This is a genomic window from Flavobacterium soyae (assembly GCF_045348165.1).
In the GTDB taxonomy this organism is placed as follows: domain Bacteria; phylum Bacteroidota; class Bacteroidia; order Flavobacteriales; family Flavobacteriaceae; genus Flavobacterium; species Flavobacterium soyae.
In genome coordinates this window covers 1,472,004-1,493,340 of record NZ_CP150845.1, presented here as the reverse complement: position 1 = coordinate 1,493,340, position 21,337 = coordinate 1,472,004, and the positions used below count along the sequence as shown (strand labels likewise).

General features: G+C 34.0%; 15 protein-coding genes, 3 tRNA genes and 1 pseudogene. 7 read left to right on the top strand and 12 right to left on the bottom strand.

Annotated elements, in window-relative coordinates; translation table 11 throughout:
- The first annotated feature begins 190 nt into the window (after positions 1 to 190).
- Together AABD74_RS06615 and AABD74_RS06610 are read left to right on the top strand one after the other, a co-directional pair.
- Positions 191 to 3,001, top strand: coding sequence for a TonB-dependent receptor (locus AABD74_RS06615; protein WP_406845036.1), 2,811 nt, complete (start codon positions 191 to 193; stop codon positions 2,999 to 3,001).
- Positions 3,002 to 3,076: 75 nt separating this feature from the next.
- Complete coding sequence (locus AABD74_RS06610; RefSeq protein WP_406845035.1) at positions 3,077 to 4,144, top strand: phytase; 1,068 nt, start codon at positions 3,077 to 3,079, stop codon at positions 4,142 to 4,144.
- A 209-nt stretch (positions 4,145 to 4,353) separates the two neighbouring features.
- On the opposite strand, the gene pckA is transcribed toward AABD74_RS06610, so the two are convergent.
- Both pckA and AABD74_RS06600 read right to left on the bottom strand, forming a co-directional pair.
- Positions 4,354 to 5,958, bottom strand: coding sequence for a phosphoenolpyruvate carboxykinase (ATP) (gene pckA / locus AABD74_RS06605; RefSeq protein ID WP_406845034.1), 1,605 nt, complete (start codon positions 5,956 to 5,958; stop codon positions 4,354 to 4,356).
- Positions 5,959 to 6,164: 206 nt separating this feature from the next.
- Positions 6,165 to 6,551 carry a DUF423 domain-containing protein gene (locus tag AABD74_RS06600; protein WP_232677372.1) on the bottom strand — a complete coding sequence of 129 codons (387 nt, stop codon included), beginning with the start codon at positions 6,549 to 6,551 and terminating at the stop codon, positions 6,165 to 6,167.
- A 187-nt stretch (positions 6,552 to 6,738) separates the two neighbouring features.
- Here AABD74_RS06600 and AABD74_RS06595 point away from each other — a divergent pair, with 187 nt between their 5' ends.
- Entirely contained in the window at positions 6,739 to 8,103 is a 1,365-nt protein-coding gene (locus tag AABD74_RS06595; RefSeq protein WP_406845033.1) for a saccharopine dehydrogenase family protein, read from the top strand.
- Positions 8,104 to 8,222: 119 nt separating this feature from the next.
- Here the strand turns inward: AABD74_RS06595 and AABD74_RS06590 are convergent, their stop codons facing one another.
- From AABD74_RS06590 to AABD74_RS06580, 3 genes are all read right to left on the bottom strand, one after another.
- Positions 8,223 to 9,638 (bottom strand): N-acetylmuramoyl-L-alanine amidase, encoded by a 1,416-nt coding sequence (locus AABD74_RS06590; RefSeq protein WP_406845032.1) that lies wholly within the window; start codon positions 9,636 to 9,638, stop codon positions 8,223 to 8,225.
- Entirely contained in the window at positions 9,635 to 10,006 is a 372-nt protein-coding gene (locus tag AABD74_RS06585; RefSeq protein ID WP_406845031.1) for a BlaI/MecI/CopY family transcriptional regulator, read from the bottom strand. Before AABD74_RS06585 ends, AABD74_RS06590 begins: the two co-directional genes overlap by 4 nt.
- Before the next feature lie 490 nt (positions 10,007 to 10,496).
- Positions 10,497 to 11,885, bottom strand: coding sequence for a dipeptidase (locus AABD74_RS06580; RefSeq protein WP_232677380.1), 1,389 nt, complete (start codon positions 11,883 to 11,885; stop codon positions 10,497 to 10,499).
- A 109-nt stretch (positions 11,886 to 11,994) separates the two neighbouring features.
- On the opposite strand from AABD74_RS06580, the gene AABD74_RS06575 reads away from it, so the two are divergent.
- The 4 genes from AABD74_RS06575 to AABD74_RS06560 all read left to right on the top strand — a co-directional run bounded on the left by AABD74_RS06575 (position 11,995) and on the right by AABD74_RS06560 (position 14,610).
- Positions 11,995 to 12,076, top strand: a tRNA-Leu gene (locus AABD74_RS06575).
- A 156-nt stretch (positions 12,077 to 12,232) separates the two neighbouring features.
- Positions 12,233 to 12,694, top strand: coding sequence for a hypothetical protein (locus AABD74_RS06570; RefSeq protein WP_406845030.1), 462 nt, complete (start codon positions 12,233 to 12,235; stop codon positions 12,692 to 12,694).
- Between the two features lie 322 nt (positions 12,695 to 13,016).
- Positions 13,017 to 13,580, top strand: a complete 564-nt coding sequence (locus AABD74_RS06565; protein ID WP_406845029.1) for a hypothetical protein — start codon at positions 13,017 to 13,019, stop codon at positions 13,578 to 13,580.
- Positions 13,581 to 13,764: 184 nt separating this feature from the next.
- Positions 13,765 to 14,610 (top strand): class I SAM-dependent methyltransferase, encoded by an 846-nt coding sequence (locus tag AABD74_RS06560; protein ID WP_406845028.1) that lies wholly within the window; start codon positions 13,765 to 13,767, stop codon positions 14,608 to 14,610.
- Positions 14,611 to 15,036: 426 nt separating this feature from the next.
- Here AABD74_RS06560 and AABD74_RS06555 read toward each other — a convergent pair whose 3' ends face one another.
- From AABD74_RS06555 to trxA, 7 genes and pseudogenes are all read right to left on the bottom strand, one after another.
- The gene (locus tag AABD74_RS06555; protein WP_406845027.1) at positions 15,037 to 15,270 is read right to left on the bottom strand and encodes a hypothetical protein; all 234 of its coding nucleotides are present in this window, start codon (positions 15,268 to 15,270) and stop codon (positions 15,037 to 15,039) included.
- 351 nt (positions 15,271 to 15,621) lie between these two features.
- Positions 15,622 to 16,149 (bottom strand): annotated as a pseudogene (locus AABD74_RS06550) (HAD family hydrolase); the annotation flags it as partial.
- Between the two features lie 365 nt (positions 16,150 to 16,514).
- A tRNA-Asp gene (locus AABD74_RS06545) sits at positions 16,515 to 16,588 on the bottom strand.
- A 548-nt stretch (positions 16,589 to 17,136) separates the two neighbouring features.
- Positions 17,137 to 17,210 (bottom strand) — tRNA-Asp (locus tag AABD74_RS06540).
- Positions 17,211 to 17,296: 86 nt separating this feature from the next.
- The gene (locus tag AABD74_RS06535; protein WP_406845026.1) at positions 17,297 to 18,223 is read right to left on the bottom strand and encodes a DUF58 domain-containing protein; all 927 of its coding nucleotides are present in this window, start codon (positions 18,221 to 18,223) and stop codon (positions 17,297 to 17,299) included.
- Positions 18,220 to 20,793, bottom strand: coding sequence for a M1 family aminopeptidase (locus tag AABD74_RS06530; RefSeq protein ID WP_406845025.1), 2,574 nt, complete (start codon positions 20,791 to 20,793; stop codon positions 18,220 to 18,222). The genes AABD74_RS06535 and AABD74_RS06530 overlap by 4 nt, the downstream gene beginning before the upstream one ends.
- A 225-nt stretch (positions 20,794 to 21,018) precedes the next feature.
- Positions 21,019 to 21,336 (bottom strand): thioredoxin, encoded by a 318-nt coding sequence (gene trxA / locus AABD74_RS06525; RefSeq protein ID WP_012023423.1) that lies wholly within the window; start codon positions 21,334 to 21,336, stop codon positions 21,019 to 21,021.
- Position 21,337 lies beyond the last annotated feature (1 nt).

Here is a 21,337-nt window from a genome sequence, read left to right as displayed (position 1 = left end):
CCAAATTTTCAATTACGTTCAAAATATCGATTTGTTTTTAGCTGCAAATCAATTATTTGAGACTTAAATGTTAGTTAAACATTAATAAGAATAAGGAATAACTGACTAATCATAACACTATGTTAATTTTTTCAAAGGGTTTTAGTAATACAAAGAGTATAGTTTCGCAAGGAATCAAACTAAACTTACAATGAAAAAAATCCATTTATTACTAATGTTCTTATTTTTAGCTCTTTCTGGTTATGCTCAAAAAGCCATAATTTCCGGAAAAGTGCTTGATATAGATGATAAACTTCCTTTGCCTGGTGCGATGATCCAGATTATTGGTGAAAACAAATACACTGTTTCTGACTACAATGGTCGTTTCGAATTATTAAATATTAATGTCGGAACTTATAAAGTTGAAGTAAAATATATTGGATATACTGCAATTACTCACGAAATTACAGTTGAACAAGGAAAAAACAATGTTTTAGATTTTGCCCTTAAAACTTCAGGAACAGAGTTGAGCGAAGTTGTAGTTGGAGATATCTTAAAAGGTCAGGCAAAAGCGCTAAATCAGCAAAAAAACAATAAAAACATCGGAAACGTAATTTCATCAGATCAAATGGGACGTTTTCCAGATGCCAATGTTGGAGACGCTTTAAAACGTGTTCCGGGTATTACAATGCAAAATGACCAGGGCGAAGCCCGTAATATTATTATTAGAGGTTTGGCACCATCCTTAAATTCAGTTACTTTAAATGGAGACCGTATTCCTTCTGCTGAAGGTGATAACAGAAACGTACAAATGGACTTGATTCCGTCTGATATGATTTCGACTATTGAAGTAAACAAAACTTTGACATCAGATATGGATGCAGATGCTATTGGAGGTTCTGTAAACTTAATTACAAGAGCAACTCCAAATGGGGAAAGAATTTCTGCAACGCTTGCGGGAGGTTATTTACCAATACGTGAACACGCAAGTTACACGGCAGGTTTTGTATACGGAAATCGTTTTTTCGATAATAAATTAGGTGCTGTTTTTAGCGGCTCGTATAATAATGTTGATTACGGGTCTGATAACGTAGAAAACGAATGGGTAAAAGATGATTTTGGAAATGAATATTTACAAGCTTCAGAAATTAGAAAATATAATGTACAGCGTATTCGCCGCAGCGGTTCTGTTGCATTAGATTATAAATTTGATGAAAATAACACCATTTTCGCCAATGCAATTTACAACTGGAGAGATGATAGAGAAAATCGTTTTAGAACGACTTACGATGATATTGAACCTATTTACAATGGTGAACAAATTACAGGATTTGAAGGTCGTGTAAAGCGTGAAACTAAAGGCGGTGTTGACAGCCGCCGCAACAAAAACAGAAGACTTGAAGATCAAAGAGTACAAAATTATTCTATTCGCGGAGAGCATTTAATCAACTCAAAATTAGATTTAGACTGGTCTGCCAATTATGCAAAAGCAAGAGAATACCGTCCGGGAGAGCGTTATATCGAATACCGTCAGACAGGTTTAGAAATGACTGAAAATTTTTCTGATTTAAAATTCCCATTGGTTACAACAACTGGAGAAGCTTTGGATCAATTCGAATTTGATTCGGTTTCTGAAAATACAGATGAAACAAGCGAGAGCGAATTTGGTGCAAAAGTTAATATCCGTTTTCCTTTTACCATTATTCCGGCTCAAAAAGGAAGATTGAGAACTGGTCTTAGACTTCGTTTAAAAGAAAAAGAAAGAAACAATACTTTCTTTACTTATGAACCAATTAACGACGGAATGGGATTATTATCTGAAATCCAAACAACTTCTTTTGATGGTAAAAATTTCAATCCGGGAACTAAATATATACCGGGAACTTTTGCTTCGGCTAGTTTTTTAGGAAATCTTGATTTAAATAATGCAGCTTTATTTGATAAAGAATCAGATCCATCAGAATTTTTAGCGGTAAACTATAATGCAAAAGAAAGTATTTATGCTGCGTATGTAAGATGGGATCAGGATTTTAACGATAAACTTTCGATGGTTTTAGGTTTCCGTTTAGAGAATACTCATATTGATTATACAGGAAACCGAGTTTTAGATGAAGAAGAATTAGAGAGTAAAATCAACACAACAAACTCTTATACTAATGTAATGCCGAGTATTTCTTTTCAATATAATGCTACAAAAGATTTAGTTTTAAGAGCTGCTGCAACTACGGCTTTAGCAAGACCAAACTATTATGCATTAGCTCCTTATGTAAACAATATTGCTTCAGATAAAGAGATTACAGCCGGAAACCCGGATCTTGATGCAACATACTCATACAATTATGATTTCATGGCCGAGAATTATTTCAAATCTGTTGGTTTAATTTCGGGAGGAGTTTTCTACAAAAGATTAAACGATTTCATTTACAACTACAGTGATAATGAATACGACAGTGTAAAATTTGCAAATGATTTCCCTAATCAGACAAACCCAATTCCGGTTGGCGAAAATTGGTCATTTTTACAATCACGAAATGGTGACACTGTTGATGTTTACGGATTTGAAGTTGCTTTTCAACGTCAGTTAGATTTCCTTCCGGGTCAATTCTTAAAAGGTTTTGCTGTTTATTTAAACTATACGTACACAAAATCTAAAGCAAAAGGAATTTCCGATGAAGATGGAAACGAGAGAAAAGACATCAGCCTTCCGGGAACCACTCCGCATATGTTTAATGGGTCTTTATCTTGGGAAAACAAACGTTTTTCTGCAAGAATATCAACCAACTTTACATCAGATTATTTAGATGAATTAGGTTCTGAGTCGTATAAAGACAGTTATTATGACAAACAATTCTTTTTAGATGCAAACGTTGCTTTCAAGATTACGCCAAAACTTCGTCTTTTTGCCGAAGCGAATAACTTAACAAATCAGCCATTGCGTTACTACCAAGGAATTGAAACGCACACAAAACAAGTAGAATATTACCAAGCCCGTTACAATTTTGGGTTGAAATTAGACTTGTAATAATCCATTTATAAATTTCTTAAATTAGACAGGACTTTACCGTTCTGTCTAATTTTATTTAAAATAAAATACCTAATGAAAAACAAATCTATACTTGCTTTTTTATTTTTAAGCCTTTCATTTACAGCTTGTAAAGACGATAAATTAGCGCCAATCCAACCAAATGCGGTAAAACCAACAACGGTTACTGAAGCGTTGCCTCACGATACAGATGATCCTTCAATATGGATTAACCCCGCCGATGCTTCAAAAAGTATTATTGTGGGAACGGACAAAGATACCGACGGCGGTTTGTATGCTTTTGATTTGAATGGAAAAATCCTTAAAAAATCAATTGTTTTACAACGTCCAAACAATGTTGATATCGCTTACGGATTAATCATTGACGGAAAAAAAATAGATATTGCCGTTACAACAGAACGTGAAACCAACAAAATAAGAATCTTTAGTCTGCCAGATTTAGAGCCGATTGACAATGGTGGAATTCCGGTTTTTGAAGGTGATGCAGAAAGAGATCCGATGGGAGTTTCTTTATACACACGCCCAGGCGATCAGAAGATTTTTGCTATTGTGGGAAGAAAAACGGGTCCGACAGGAAGTTATTTATGGCAGTATGAACTTTCTTCTGGAAACGGAAAATTTGCTGCTGCAAAAGTGGTCCGTAAATTTGGAACTTACAGCGGTAAAAAAGAAATTGAAGCAATTGCAGTTGATAACGAATTAGGTTTTGTTTACTATTGCGACGAACAAGTTGGCATTAGAAAATACAAAGCTGATCCTGCTTTAAATGATAATAAAGAATTAGCTTTTTTTGGTCAAAAAGATTTCAAGTCAGACCACGAAGGAATTGCGATTTACAAAAAAACCGATTCTACAGGATATATTCTAGTTTCAAACCAACAGGCAAATTCTTTTATGGTTTATCCGAGAGAAGGCGTAAAAGGAAATCCAAACAAGCACAATTTATTGGCAGAAGTTCCAACGTCAACAATTGAATGCGATGGTGCCGATGTTACAAGCGTAAACTTAGGCCCAAAATACAAAAACGGGCTTTTCATAGCCATGAGCAACGGAATGACGTTTCATTATTATGCGTGGGATTTGATTCAGAAACGTATTGATGAAGGGAAAGAAATAAAGTGATCAGTGGTCAGTTTTTTAGTGATCAGTTTTTAAAATGACGATAAATTTTGTCAGACTGAGCGAAGTCGAAGCCCAACAACGTAAAAGCCCTTCGACTTCGCTCAGGGTGACATTTAGCCGTGACTGAACACTAAAAATCTGAACACTGAATACTAAAAAAAGCTGTTCATAACTGAACAGCTTTTTTAATTTGAATTAAATAATTCCTTTTATTCTGTAATCGGTGCTCCGGCTAAGATTTCAGCATTGGCAAACTCTTCAAATTTGGCAAAATTAGCTTTGAATTTCTGAGCTAATTCCAGCGCTTTTTTATCGTATAAATCTTTGTCTTCCCAAGTATTTCTAGGATTTAAAATCTCACTTGGAACATTTGGACAAGATTGTGGTTTTGCAATTCCAAATACTTTGTGGTTTACATACTCTACATTATCCAGTTCTCCGTTTAATGCAGCGGTAATCATAGCACGTGTGTATTTTAGTTTCATACGATTTCCTGTTCCGTATGCACCGCCTGTCCAACCTGTGTTGATTAACCAAACTTTTACATCAGCATCTTTCATTTTTTTGCTTAACATTTCAGCATATTTTGTTGGATGTAAAGGCATGAAAGGCGCTCCAAAACAAGCAGAAAAATTAGGCTGTGGTTCTGTAACTCCGGCTTCAGTTCCGGCAACTTTTGCTGTATAACCAGAAATAAAGTGGTAAGCAGCCTGCCCAGGGGTTAATCTTGAAATTGGAGGCAGGATTCCGAAAGAATCTGCTGTAAGGAAAAATATATTTTTTGGGTTATGGCCAATAGAACCCGGCTGAATATTGTCAATATGTGTTATTGGGTAACTTACACGAGTGTTTTGAGTAATCGAAATATCATCATAATCTACTTCTTTAGTTCCAGCTTTAAAAACAACATTTTCTAAAAGCGCACCTTTTTTAATCGCTCTAAAAATATCTGGTTCATTTTCTTCTGTTAAGTTGATTACTTTAGCGTAGCATCCGCCTTCGAAGTTAAAAACTGTGTTTTCAGCAGTCCATCCGTGTTCATCGTCACCGATTAATTTACGTTCCGGATCTGCAGATAAAGTGGTTTTTCCTGTTCCGGATAATCCGAAGAAAATAGCAGTATCTCCATTTTTACCAACATTGGCACTGCAATGCATTGGTAATGTATTTTCAAAAACCGGTAAAATGAAGTTTAAGGCAGAGAAAATTCCTTTTTTCATTTCTCCAGTATAACCAGTTCCGCCAATTAAAGCTACTTTTTTAGTAAAATCTAAAATAGCAAAATTAGACTGACGTGTTCCGTCTACAGCAGGATCTGCCATAAAACTTGGAGCACAAACTACAGTCCATTCTGGAGTAAAGTTAGCAAGTTCAGACTCTTCTGGTCTTAAGAACATATTGTAGCAAAACAAATTTGACCATGCTGTTTCGGTAACAACACGAACGTTTAGTCTGTAATTTGGATCAGAACAAACGTAAGCATCACGAACAAAAACCTCTTTGTCTGATAAAAACTTGGTTACCTTATTATATAATTTCTCAAAAGCTTCTGGTGCAAACGGGATATTTACATTTCCCCACCATACTTTATCTTCTGTAATGCTGTCTTTTACAATAAAACGATCTTGTGGAGAACGTCCTGTAAATTCACCTGTATTAATTGCCAAAGCACCTGTAGAGGCCTCAACACCTTGTCCTGACTGCACAGTTATTGCATGCAGTTCATCTGCTGATAACTGGTAACGAACCGTTGCATTTTCTATCCCTAATTCTTTTAACGAAATCGATTGCGCGAAAAGTGTGTTATTGTCCATAAATTTAATGTTGTGTTGTATGTTATTTTTTGGTGCAACAAAATATAATTTTACTAGTTCTTAAGCGTAAAACCCAAGTTTGCAAATTGTTATATTTTTTATCAAAGCAGATAAAAAGCAATAAAAATTCACATAAGTAACGTTATATGTTAATTATGAGACAAAATTAAAGATTAATTTTTACACAGAATTTTTTTTTCTGGATTTTATGATTTTTTCCTCAAAATAGTAAGAAATAATACCGCCCAGCCAATAATTAATAAGAATCCGCCCAAAGGTGTTGCGAATACGATAATCTTAGAATCAAAAACTGTAAGACTTTTTGTAGCTAATAAATAAATAGATCCGCTAAAGAGAACAACACCTGCAACAACCAGATTATAGATTGTTTTCACGGTTTTTTCAGCGATGTCTTTTCGGGTTGAAAGAAAAAGTAAAAAAAGAGCGTGGTACATTTGGTAACGAACACCAACCTCAAAAGTGTTTAACTCCTCGACGGCCAGATATTTCTTTAATAAATGGGCTCCAAAAGCACCAAAAATAATGGCCAGCATTCCTATAAAGGCTCCAGTCAAAACTATTCTTCTTTTCATATTTTCCAGACTTTTAATTTAAAACAAAAATACTTCATCCTATTCAATTTTCATTTTAGTTTTTAAAATATTTCAGTCCTAAAAATGACTTTTTTGATTAATTTACGAATTAAATAATTATCATTTTTTAAATTAAATTTGTTATATTTATAACATTTTAATATGTTTGTGTTAAATATTAGAGTTTATGAGAAGTGTTTTAATAATTGGAGCCGGCAGATCAGCATCTTCGCTGATTCGCTATTTACTGGCAAAATCAGAAACTGAAAACCTGCATCTTGTTGTTGCCGATTTATCTTTGGCTTTGGCCGAGAAAAAAACACAAAAACATCCAAATGCAACTCCAATTGCTTTAGATATATTTAATACCGAAGAAAGACGTGCTGCAATCGAAAACGCTTCGATTGTAATTTCGATGCTTCCGGCACATTTACATATCGAAATTGCAAAAGACTGTCTGCGGTTCAAAAAACATCTTGTAACTGCATCCTATATAAGTGATGCAATGCAGGCTTTGGATGAAGACGCCAAAAAGAATGACTTAATTTTCATGAACGAAATTGGTCTTGATCCTGGAATCGACCATATGAGTGCCATGAAAGTTATTGACGAAATTACCTCAAAAGGCGGCAATATGCTTTTGTTTGAATCATTTTGCGGTGGTTTAGTTGCTCCCGAATCTGATAATAATTTATGGAATTACAAATTTACCTGGGCACCGCGAAATGTAGTTTTGGCCGGACAAGGCGGAGCAGCAAAATTTATTCAGGAAGGCACTTATAAATATATTCCATACAGTGCTTTATTTCGCCGGACTGAATTTCTTGAAGTCGAAGGTTACGGAAAATTTGAAGCATATTCAAACCGCGATTCTTTAAAATACAAATCAATTTACGGACTTGACAATGTCCTGACCTTATATAGAGGAACAATTAGAAGAGTTGGTTTTTCGAAAGCCTGGAATATGTTCGTGCAGCTAGGAATGACAGATGACAGTTATGTTATCGAAGATTCTGAAAACATGAGTTATCGCCAATTCATGAATTCGTTTCTTCCTTATCATCCAACAGATTCTGTTGAAATTAAAACCCGCTTTATCCTTAAAATCGATCAGGACGACATTATGTGGGATAAACTTTTAGAACTGGATTTATTCAACCCAAACAAAAAAGTGGGTCTGCCAAATGCAACTCCGGCTCAAATTTTAGAAAAAATCTTAACCGACAGCTGGGCTCTGGAACCAAATGATAAAGATATGATCGTAATGTATCATAAATTTGGTTATGAATTAAATGGCGAGAAAAAACAAATCGATTCAAAAATGGTTTGTATTGGCGACGATCAGACTTATACAGCGATGGCAAAAACAGTCGGGCTTCCAGTTGCGATGGCAACTTTGCTTATTTTAAACGGAAAAATCACAACTCCAGGCGTTCAGCTTCCTATAAAAAAAGAAGTTTACGAACCTATATTAAAGGAATTAGAGGAGTACGGTGTTATTTTTAACGAACAAACTGTACCTTATTTTGGATACAATCCTGATTTATTTTAATCTAGATCCCGCTTTTATTTTTAGAATTTTTTTTAGTTTATTTTTCCGCTTCTATCTTTTTAGAAGCGGATTTTTTTTAGGTTCAAAGGGACAGAGCCATAGGGTTTCTTGGCAGACGTTTATATTTTTATGAATTCAATGATTTTATTTGCAATTTCATTTTGTCCATTTTCGCTAATCAGATAAGTTCTGTCATTTTCATTTGACAAATAGCCAATTTCTACTAATAATGCAGGGCATTTTGAATTTTTGAGTACAAAGTAGTTTGCATCTTTAACCTCACCTCTGGCAAGTTTTCCATTTGAGATTTTATCAACTAAATTTTCAGCCTTCTCCTTTGATTCTTCATAAAAAGCATTTTGTTTTGAAACATATGCATTTATCCCATTTTCATTCAAATTTTTTGAACTATTTATATGTAAAGAAATAACCAAACTTGGGTTTATCTTATTTATTTTCGATACTCTTTCGCTTAATTGAATAAAGCTGTCATCTTTTCTAAGCAAAATAATTTCAATTTCATCTTTACCATTCAATAAGTTTATTTTATTCGCAATATTTTCTACAATTTTCTTTTCTTGCTCGGCACCAATTTGCGCTCCAATATCTTCTCCTCCATGTCCGGCATCAATTACTATAGTTTTTTTGCTGTTCAATGGCAATGGTTTGAAAGCTAATATCAAAAAGATGGTTAAAAGGCCTAAAACAGCTAAAGACTGCATCATTAAAGCTTTTGTTTTTGAAGTGATTTTTGTCATCATAATAAGTCGTTTTTTTGTTGATAAAAAATTTAAATTACTAGTTAAATAAATTGGTTGGGAAATGTTGAATTTGTTGAGCAAAAGATTCTGATATAAATAAACATCATTATGTGATGCTATTACATTTTCATCTGCCAAAAACTCATGATTAAGCTGAATGGCTTTTTTGTAAAAAATAAAGATAGGATTGAACCAAAATAACGTTTTCAAAACTTCTATAAAAATCACATCAAGAGTATGTTTTTGCTTTACATGGGCAATTTCATGCGTAAACAATTCTTGCTCTATTAGTCCATTTTCAAAATCATTTTGATTCATGTAAATGGAATTCCAAAAAGAATAAGGCAATGTTTCCTCTAATAGTAACACCATTCTTATGTTTTGATGCACAATGATTTTAGATACTTTAGCCTTAGATGTGATTTTATGAATATTTTGAACAAACCGATAACTTAGTATTAAAGTAATTAAACCATAAGTTATCCGTAATAGTAAAAGCCAGTAATTGGTTTGTTCTTCTGTGTTTATATTTATTAATTCTGTTTGAATCGGAAGATGATCTGTATTAGTCGGAAACGGAATTGCATTATTGTACACAATAGGAATATCTTGTTGAATTTCAAAAGACATAAAAGGAATCACTATTGAAAACAATAAACTGACTAATAGAAAGTACCTGTTGAAACGAAACATTTTTTCTTTTTTCAAGAACAAATGATATACAGCCAAAAGAACGCTTAAGCTAACTGCTGATTTTATTAGAAAGTCTGTCATTTTTTCTTTTTTTGAATTTCTGAATCGATAATTTTTCTAAGATCTTCTAATTCTGAAGCGGATAGATTTGTTTCGGTTGTAAAAAACGAAGCAAACTGCGAAGCTGAATTATTAAAGAAATTGCTAATAAGTCCTTTTACATGTTTTGAGAAATAATCTGTTTTTTTTACCAAAGGATAATATTCTCTCGAATTTCCAAATTCATTGTAAGCAACAAATTTTTTGTCAATCATTCGTTTTAAAAGCGTTGCTACGGTTGTTGTTGCCGGTTTTGGTTTTGGATACGCTCCCAGTAAATCTTTCATAAAAGCTTTTTCAAGCTTCCAAAGATGTTCCATTAATTGTTCTTCTGAGTTTGATAGCTGCATTTTTTTTTAAGGTTCTAAGATTCTGAGTTGCTAAGGTTCTAAGTTTTTTTCTCTTAGGATTTAAACAATCCTTTATTGTTCTACATTCATAGATTTTGCTCTACAAATGTAGAGTTAAAATTTTAATATGCAAATTTTTTTAAGAAAAATTTCTTTTAAGTTTCAAAGTAACAGAGATTTAAAGGATATTTTTTCAATTGCCTCCAGCTTTAGCTGGAGGTATAGAAGGAATACAAGAAAAAAGGCTTTAGCCAAATTTCCACTGCATTTATATAAAAACAATACTTATAATTCGGCTAAAGCCAATGCTAATCTCTTTTAAAACCTCCAGCTAAAGCTGGAGGCAATTGAAAAAATCTTTGTTTCTTTCCAAAAAAAATCCGTTCATTTCTGAACGGATTCTATATCTTAAAAATTAATCTTTGCGACCTTGCTCCCGATAACTACCGGGATTGCGAGCAAAAACCATAGCGAACTTTGCGGTTAAAAACTACTTAGAAAGCTCCACAAAATATTTATAAAACAATGGAATAGTTTCAATTCCCTTTAAGTAATTAAAGATTCCGAAATGTTCATTTGGCGAGTGAATTGCGTCGCTGTCCAAACCAAATCCCATTAAAATCGTTTTGCTTTTTAGTTCTTTCTCAAACAAAGCCACAATTGGAATACTTCCACCAGAACGAACCGGAATTGCCGGAACTCCAAACGTTTCTGTATACGCTTTATTTGCAGCCTGATATCCAATACTGTCAATTGGCGTAACATAACCTTGTCCGCCGTGGTGAGGTGTAACTTTTACCTTAACTCCAGCCGGAGCAATACTTGTGAAATGTTTTGTAAAAAGTTCTGTAATCTCAACCCAATCCTGATTTGGAACCAAACGCATCGAGATTTTAGCAAACGCTTTACTCGCAATAACCGTTTTAGCACCTTCGCCAGTATAACCGCCCCAAATTCCGTTTACGTCTAAAGTCGGACGGATTGAATTGCGCTCGTTTGTTACATAACCTTTTTCGCCATAAACATCAGCAATGTTTAAAGCGTTTTTATATTTTTCTAAACTAAAAGGCGCTTTTGCCATTTCAGCTCTTTCCTCTGCAGATAATTCCTGAACTTTATCATAGAATCCCGGAATTGTAATATGATTGTTTTCGTCGTGAAGAGAAGCGATCATTTTTGCCAAAATATTAATTGGGTTCGCCACTGCCCCGCCGTATAAACCAGAATGTAAATCGCGGTTTGGACCTGTAACTTCTACCTCAACATAACTCAAACCTCTTAAACCTGTCGTAATCGATGGCTGCTGGTTAGAAATCATTCCAGTATCTGAAATCAAAATAACGTCATTTTTCAGTTTTTCCTGATTGCGTTCTACGAACCAGGCCAAACTTGCAGAACCTACTTCTTCTTCACCTTCAATCATGAATTTTACGTTACAAGGCAACACATTGTTCTGCACCATATATTCAAGTGCTTTTACGTGCATGAACATCTGACCTTTGTCGTCACACGCTCCACGGGCGAAGATTGCACCTTCCGGGTGAATATCTGTTGTTTTTATAACTGGTTCAAAAGGTGGTGAAGTCCATAATTCTAATGGATCTGGCGGTTGAACATCGTAGTGTCCGTAAACTAAAACTGTTGGAAGATTTGGGTCGATTATTTTTTCTCCATAAATAATTGGATAACCCGGAGTATCGCAAACTTCAACTAAATCGCAGCCTGCTTTTGATAAACTTTCTTTTACAGCCTCTGCTGTGTCAATAACATCTTGAGAATATGCGGTGTCAGCACTTACCGACGGAATCTTTAATAATTCGATCAATTCATTGATAAACCGATCTTTATGTTGTTGAACGTAGGACTTAATATTTTCCATTTAAATTATTTTTATAGAAAACCAAAAGTACAAAAAAGAGAATTAATATTTTTTTTGAAATTTTTCTTTGAATATTCGAAAGTATGCTTATCTTTGCACCCACAATTACGCGGATATGGTGAAATTGGTAGACATGCCAGACTTAGGATCTGGTGCCGCAAGGCGTGTAGGTTCGAGTCCTATTATCCGCACTAAAAAAGCTTCTGAAGATTTTTCAGAAGCTTTTTTGTTTTTGGTGCATTTTACTTTTTGTTATTAAAATTGTTGATAAGCAATTTACTACAATATCATTTTATTGGTTTCTATTTTTATTTTTGAAACTCTCAAAATTAACTTACAACGTAAAAATGATAGACGATTTAAAAAAGTCATTTGATCAAATTATATACGAAAGAACGACTAGCCCGTTTTATGGTTCTTTTATAATTTCATGGTGTTTATGGAACTGGAAAATTATATATCTGACCTTTTTTGTTTCCCAAGACAAAATTGATTACATAGTCACTAATTTTTCAGCTTTTAAAAACATATTTATTTTCCCTCTACTTTCTTCAATCTTCATTATAACTCTGGTTCCTTTTATAACCAATGGTGCATATTGGCTTTCATTAAAATTCAATAAATGGAGGGTCGACCAAAAAAATTTAGTCGATGGAAAACAATTGTTAAGCATAGAACAATCAATTGAATTAAGAGAACAAATTTCTAAGCAAGAAGAAAGATTTGCCAAACTCGTAGAAGATAAAAACCTCGAAATAAAACAACTGAATTTACAAATACAAGAATATCAAAAAAAGAACCAACTGTAACCTTAGAAAAACTTCTTGAAACAGACAATAGTATCACCCCTTCAGATGAACTATCTCTTTTTGCTGATAGAGTAAAAAGTAATCCTGAAGAGCTTAAACAATATGAAAATATCATATTTTATATTCAAAAAGGATATTCCCCAGCAGAGTCTTCAGACGTTTCTACAAAATTTTTAGCATTGTTAGAATCTTACGATATAGTTAGTCGACAACCAAACACTTTATATGTAGTAACTGAGACGGGGAAAAAATTCTATAGACTTGTACATAGCACAAATTAACTACCAAACATAATAACATAACGAATTTCAACATAGAATAAATGAAAAAAATATACTCATGGATTATCGATAAATGGTTAGCAGGTTTTATAACAGCAAGTTTCTTTTTTATCTTGAAGCTATATATCGAATTACCAGAAGATTCAAAATCTAATTTTTTTAATTTTGGATGGTTAAAGGAAATTTTCAACATGCAAATCCCTTTATATTTTGCAATTTTGATAGTGCTTTTTTTAATTATCATTACTCGTTTTGAAAAGTTAAGACTAAAACGTGGATTTACTTCAGAAAAATCACACGAAAGCAAAACTCCATATAATCATTACAAAAATTATAAAAGTGATATTTTTGGAGTAAAAAACTCAAAATGGAGCTGGGATTATAAATGGTTGGCTCACAGACAATCATTTGAAATTACCGACTTAAAACCTAACTGTCCTGTTTGCGATACAACAATGGATTTAGATGATTATAGTTATCATTCAGCAGATTGCCATAAATGCAGATTAGATGGAAAAAATTATACTTTCCGAATCAGCGAAAACATCAGTGATGTTTCTAAAGAAATTATTCGAAAAATAAAAAATAACGAAGTGTCAACATAAACACAAAATACTAATAATAAAACAATTAACACCAAAACCAATCCAACAAAAAGATTTCTTCCGTATCTTTGCCAATCAAAAAAAATCTGCCAAAAAACTCTTCTCTTTGCCTATTACAGAACAAATTCCCCAAATTTTGTTTCGGTTATAAAATTCATTTTTCAACAACCTAACAATAAACAAAATGGAACCACAACTACAAGAAATTCGAGAACAGCAGAAAGCATCTTGGAACAAATTTTCTCCAGGCTGGAAAAAATGGGATCATGAAATTCTGGATTTTATGAGGCCTTTTGCCGATGAAATCATTCGTTCAATAAACCCAAAAGAATCAGACGTAATTTTAGATGTCGCGGCTGGAACTGGCGAACCGGGTTTGAGCATTGCCACGATGCTTTCTGACGGAAAAGTCGTTATTACAGATCTCGCTGACGATATGCTTACAATTGCCCGCGAAAATGCTTTTAGAAAAGGAATTACAAATGTTGAATTTACTGCTTGCGATGTAAGCGAACTTCCTTTTTACGACAATACCTTCGATGCCATAAGCTGTCGAATGGGTTTTATGTTTTTTCCAGATATGCTTTTAGCGGCAAAAGAAATGTATCGGGTTCTGAAACCTGGCGGCAAAATCGCAGCTGCAGTTTGGAGCGGTCCTGAGAAAAATTTTTGGGTCACTGCTGTTGGCGGAACAATTAACAGAAACATGCAGCTCACTCCTCCGCCTCCCGAAGCTCCGGGTATGTTTCGCTGTTCGAAAAGCGGTTTAATGACCGATATTTTTAAACAGGCCGGATTTAAAAATACTACCGAAACAGAACTAACTGGCAAATTAAATTGCGGTACTGCAGACGTTTATTGGAATCTGATCACAGAAATTGCCGCACCTTTTGTTGCTGCGCTCAGCAATGCTGATGATTCGATGAAAGAAAAAATCAAACAAGAAGTTTTTACTTTAGTAAATGAAAAATTCCCTGACGGAAATGTCATTATCGACGGGAACGCACTTGTGATTGCAGCAGAGAAATGATTTATAACCTATAAACAATCCAAAATCCATCTAGTTTGTCATTCCGAGGAATCTCACGCGCAGATCTACAAAGATTGGCGCTTTTCTTTGCGGAGTTACTAGTGCTATTCCTCGTTCCTCGGAATGACAAAAAAATGACGATTATGATTGCGAAGATGGATTAAAATCCATCCCTATAATATAATTTGTTCCTACGGAACGCTATATAAAATTCCAAAGGAATGATTTGTTTTGCAGCAACGTCCCGAAGCTTCGGGATTAATCCATTGAAGACAAAGTAACCACAAAGATTATCATCTTGACGAATGGAGATTTTAGCACCACGACGGGTTGTACACATGAAAAAATTATTGGGAAACATCTCAATTTTTGTCGATTTGCTGTTTTAGTTTCTCCTTTCGTCGAAATGAAAATAATATCTTTTATTTAATCAACATCCAAATAAGGATCAAGAACTTCTGCTAATCTATTTAGCCAATAAAAATTATCATCCATGTTTGGTAATTCAGATTCTAAGGTTTCGCAACCTCGCATTGAGCATAACGAAAGAGCGTAATTTACCTGTCGTATTGTTTTTGCTAAATCTTTTCGTCCGATGGAATGAATTAAAAAGTCTTTTATTCTTGTTTCAATTTCTTCTGAAAAATGATTTGTACTCATAATTTTATAATTTAAAATATTGCAAAAATCATCAGGAACATTTATTTTATATAGGCAAATATACCTTCAATTCTAATTATTTTTTTCATATAGAAAATCAAATTTTCGGCTAAAGCCTTTCCTTTTCAAACACAAAAAAACCTCCAGCTAAAGCAGGAGGCAATTCAAATTATACTCATTTATTTAAATGAACTTATATTTCTTATATGGCTTAAAATTTTAGCTGTTTAATAATTCCAAAATTTTATCGGCATTAATTTCACTATAATCATTAATATAAAAATCACATACAGGAAGCTCTTCTTTTGTATGCGTACTCAAAACGCCAACTACTTTCATTCCGGCATTTAATCCCGCTGTAATGCCCGAAAAAGAATCCTCGAAAACCACACAATCAGACGGAGAAACACCTACACGCTCTGCCGATTTTAGATATACTTCTGGATTTGGTTTATGAAACTTAACATCTTCGCTGGACATCATCGAATCCATTTTATAGGCAATTTGTAATGTATTTATAATCAAATCAAGATTCGCACGCGGCGCCGATGTTGCAACAGCGGTTTTAAAACTGCGAGATTTTAATTCGCTTAAAAAATCCAAATAATGCGGAATCGTATCGACTTTGTCTTTGTAAATTTCACGAAACATTCCTTCTTTTTCGTCTTCAAGTTTTAGAAGTTCTTCTCCCGCAACTGGGCGCTTGAAGAAATGCGTCATAATATAACTATTATGTTTTCCGTACATATGTTCTTCAAATTCTTCGTTGGTATAAGGAATTTGATATTTATCGAAAAACGCCTCAAAAGCCTTCACATGATGCGGATTGGTGTGAGAAATCACGCCATCCATATCAAAAATTACACATTGCTGTTTCATTCTATATTTTTGTTTTTTAACGGCTGCAAGATAGGGTAATAAAGCGTTATTCCACAGTAATCCGCAAAGGTTTTTTGCGAAGATTCGCAGAATTTTTTTAATCTCGCAAAGTTCACACAAACGCAAAGTTTTTATTAAAACCATAACCAATGGTTTCAATCATTGGAGTGCAATGCATTGCCACAATATAAATCATTACAATACGTCTAAGGTTGAAACCTTGGACTATATTTGAACTACAATATCCCAAACAGAACCCCCAAAACTTAAATAACCTTTGTGGGCTTTGTGTAAATCTTAGTCTTAGCTCTTTTGCAGTTAAAACAAAAAAGCCTTTCCGTTAAGAAAGGCTTTTTCCAATATTGCGGTCTGGACGGGACTCGAACCCGCGACCCCATGCGTGACAGGCATGTATTCTAACCAACTGAACTACCAAACCTACTGCGTTATTGTGAATGCAAAAATACAACAGAACTTGGATTCTGCAAGGGTTTTGATGAATTAAAATTGAGAAAATTTTAATTGGTTGATTTTAAATAAATTCCAATCTTATGAAATTCCAAATTCAAATTAAAAATGACAATCTTCATCAAAGCCTATCGCTTAAACAAAGATTTTTCGTGCTTTTTATTCTTGTAAACATAGCTCGTGGTTCAACCACAGGGACGCAATCATGATCACAATTTGTATTTCCGTGGTTAAACCACGGGCTATGTTTAAAATCTAATTCAATAAATCATTATAAGCAAAAAATCCGCAAAGCTTAAAAAAACTTTGCGGACTTTGCGTAAATTATAGTGCTCTTTGCGGTTAAACTCAATATGTCTTAAATCAAAAAAGCCATCCACAAAAGTGGAAAGCTTTTCATTGGTCTAACTACTAAACCAGCTGCGAGTTACAAAGTCGCAGCAAAACAACACAACTAATCTTAGATACCGTATTTGGGCAAAAAAGCCTTTCTGTTAAGAAAGGCTTCTCCCAATATTGCGGTCTGGACGGGACTCGAACCCGCGACCCCATGCGTGACAGGCATGTATTCTAACCAACTGAACTACCAAACCTCTGCGTTATTGCGGTTGCAAAGATAGTACAGAATTTCGTTTCTGCAAGTGTTTTGATAAAAAAAATGAAATAAATTTTTAAATTCTTAGCCAAAGTTTTGTTTTTCAACCAAATATGTAGTCAATATTTTTTCAAAATTATCGCCAACATTTACCGGAACGTACTTAATTTGATTCTTTGCGCAGGTTAAAGCCAGGTTTTTAAAGTAAGCTTCTACCCTTTTTTCATATTCAACTTTAACATTATCGGCAAAAATCGAAACTTCTTCTCCCGATTCTAAGTCGATAAACTTTCTTGGTGCATTATCAAAATCAAATTTCAATTCGGTTTCATTATCAACCACATGAAACAAAACTACTTTATGTTTGTTGTGTTTTAAATGCTGTAGAGCGTTAAAAAGCTTTTCGTCATCTTCGGCCTGAAACATATCTGTAAACAAAATAATCATCGAACGACGGTGCATTTTCTCTGCAATCTGATGTAAATACGTAATGGTATCGGTCGTTTTTTTGACTTTTGACTGCACTAATAATTCTTCCAGTTTATTCAAAAGCATTCTGTGGTGACGATCGCTTCCTTTTTCTGGAGCATAATATTCGTATTTATCAGAGAAAACACTTAAACCTACGGCATCGCGCTGTTTCTTTAAAATATTCATTAAAACCGCCGAAGCCAAAACTGCAAAACCAATCTTCTTTTCATAAAATGGCTGATCCGTTTTTAGTTCAGGATAATGCATCGACGAAGAATTATCTACAATTAAATGACACCGTAAATTGGTTTCTTCTTCAAAACGTTTCGTATACAAACGGTCTGTTTTGGCAAATAATTTCCAATCGATATGTTTAGTGCTTTCGCCTGCGTTGTAGACTTTATGTTCAGCAAATTCAGCCGAAAATCCATGAAACGGACTTTTGTGCATTCCGGATATAAAACCTTCTACAACTTGATTTGCCAGCATTTCGAGGTGCTGAAAACTTGAAACTTTCTCTATTTCCGATTCGATTTTCATTCGGTTTCTTTTTTAATATTTTGTGCTTTATAAAGCAAATCTGCTGCCTGGAATAATTTTCTCTTCAGAATCGGACTAAAATTAGGGTTTTCTTTTAAGAATCGCTGTACTTCATCAAAAGCAAATTTCGACGAATATTTCCCAACGATATTATCCAGCCAGTCTTTCGGAAAGAAAATATCTCCCGTGCGCTGAATTTCATCAACCAAATCTAATGAAAATCTAATATACTTTTGCGCACTTTCCTGACGCAGCGGATGATGAATATTACTTAAACCAACCGAAACCCACGATTCTTTTTCACGGTTTTTATCGTCTTTTAAAGATTCCATAAAAGCATTGCGAACCAATTCGTCTTTTGACAATGACGGGAGCAGGAATTCAAAACGTTTTTGTTTGTCTGGATTTGTAATAGTTGTTCTTGTTTTTTCTAATATTTCATCTGCTTTTTCATGTTTGAAAATCGCTAAATTCATCGCTATGTTGGTAAAATCGTCTTCATTTAATTTTAAACCCGGAATTACGATTTCTTTATTCCAAATTTGATATAATTTAGCTTTCGCCGAAGCGGAATACGCAGTTGAACTAAACAAACCAAATAAGGTCTTTTTTATATTAGCAGATAAATTAGTCTGCAGGCGTGAGTATAAAGTATAACTAAGTAAATTTTGAACTCTATCTTGTTGTTTTTGGGTTAAAAATCTCCAGTAAATAGAGCTCAGATTATTCGATACAATTCGCAAAACCAATTCATTTTCTTCGAATTGGATTCCTTTAAAAAAACAATTAAAAGTCTCATCCGCAGAAACATTTCCAATCAGCATATTTTCATAAAGGTTACTGTAAGCCGAAGCTCTCGCAACCTCATCTTTTAAAGCAGTAATATAATCTAAATTGTTTCCGTCAAGCGGAAAAACCCCGTATCCAAAACCGTTATAATTGTAAATAATTGTGTTTGGCTTTTCAAGTCCTGCAGCTTCTTTTAAAATAAGGTCTTTGTCTTTAATATTAACGTTTAAAACTTTCACATCATCATCATAAACGAAACCAATTTGAAAAACCTGAGGCCAGATATTATTGGATTTATCTTCGGCGTTTTGCTGAATTTCAAATTTTTTGATTCGGTCTTTAGAATCGTATTCAATCTTATCTGTAAAAACGGCCCTGCCTGATTTATTGACCCAGACTTCACTCCATTTTTTCATATCAAGCGGCGTTTCGACATCCAGAATTTCTACGAGATTATTCCAGTCGGCATTGTCGTTGGCGTATTTTTTAATGTATTTTTCAATTCCTTTTTGAAACGATTCTTTTCCCATCGAAGCTTCAAGCTGGCGCATCATAATTGGAGCTTTGTTGTAAATAATGGATCCATAAAGCGAACCGGCATCTTTTAAATTTGCCAAATGCTGTTTAATTGGATGTGTCCCCAAAGATCGATCTTCTGCGAAAGCACTAGCATAATGCGCTGTAAAAAATTGCAGATTATGATTGACTTTCGGGAAAATTGGATTCATAATTTTATCGGCCATAAAATTGGCAAAAACTTCTTTCATCCAAACATCATCAAACCATTTCATCGTTACCAAATCACCAAACCACATGTGAGAAGTTTCGTGAGCAATAAGTTTCGCTCGGTTTAATTTCTCACTGTCAGTTGCGCTGTTGTCCAAAAATAAAGTCGATTCTCTATATTGAATCGCGCCAACATGTTCCATTCCGCCATATTGAAAAACGGGAATTGAAGCAAAATCTAACTTTTGAAACGAAAATTTATAATGGGTATATTTTTCTAAAAAATCTAAAGACTGTTGATGCAGATCGAAAATAGTATCAGTACTGGTTTTTATCTTTTCAGGATTATTTTCGCGATACAACATTGTCATCTCTAAACCTGGTTTTTTCGTAACGCTTTTAAATTTTCCGGCAACGAAAGAAAACAAATATGTGCTCATTTTATCTGATTCCCCAAAAACATAATTCGTAAAATCACCTTTTTCGACTTTCTCTTTTACATCGGCTCCAGCCAAAACCGACCAATCTTTTGGCACAGAAAGACTCAGTTTATAAGTCGCTTTTATATCTGGCTGGTCAAAACAAGGGAATAATGTACTCGCACGATCAGGAACTAAAAGTGTGTAAAGAAAATCATCATTTCGGTTTAAAGATAAATTGCCTGCGATGAAGGAAACAGAGACTGTATTTTTTCCTAAAACTAAAGCCGAAGAAGCAATTATAATATGCCCTTTTTCATAAACAATTGCGATACTTTTTCTGTTTACTTCAAGCGTTTTTATGTTTTGAAATTTCTCTTTAAAATCTAAAAGCAAAGGCTGGCTTAAATCAGACAATTTCAAGTTTACATTCAAATGAGAATTAATGTTTTCTTCTTTCTGATTCGGAATTTCAAAAGACAATTCGTATCGAATATCAGAAATCTGTTTTTTTCGAAATTGTGCCAATTGCTCTGAAACCCCATTTTCTAAAAACACACTTTCTTTTTCTTTTGATTGAGAAAAACCAATTGAAATCAATATAATAAAAGAAAAAAAAGTGTATAGAATTTTCATTTTTAAAGGAATATAAGACGCGTTAAAAATAAAAAAAGTTTACCACGAATTGCATGAATTTTTACAAATTATAGTATTGGCTGAAATGATAAAAACCAATCAAATCTGAAATAAAAAAATTAGTGGGAATTCGTGAAATTCTCGGCAAAAAAATCTCAAATATTTAAAAAATAAGAAAGGCTTGACTCTCGTCAAACCTTTTTTATATAAATTATAATCTTACGATTACAACAAAGCGTCTAAGCTGTCAGCGTAGGTTTGTTTCGGAGCAACTCCTACTTGTTTTCCTACTACTTCACCGTTATGAAACACCAAAACGGTTGGTATGTTACGCACACCATATTTAGCAGCAAACTCCTGGTTAGCATCTACATCTACTTTACCAACCACAACTTTACCTGCATATTCATCGCTTAATTGGTCAATGATTGGACCAACCATTCTACAAGGACCGCACCATGCTGCCCAAAAATCTACCATTACTGGTTTATCTGATTTTAAAACCACTTCGTCAAAAGTAGCATCTGTTATTGCTAATGCCATA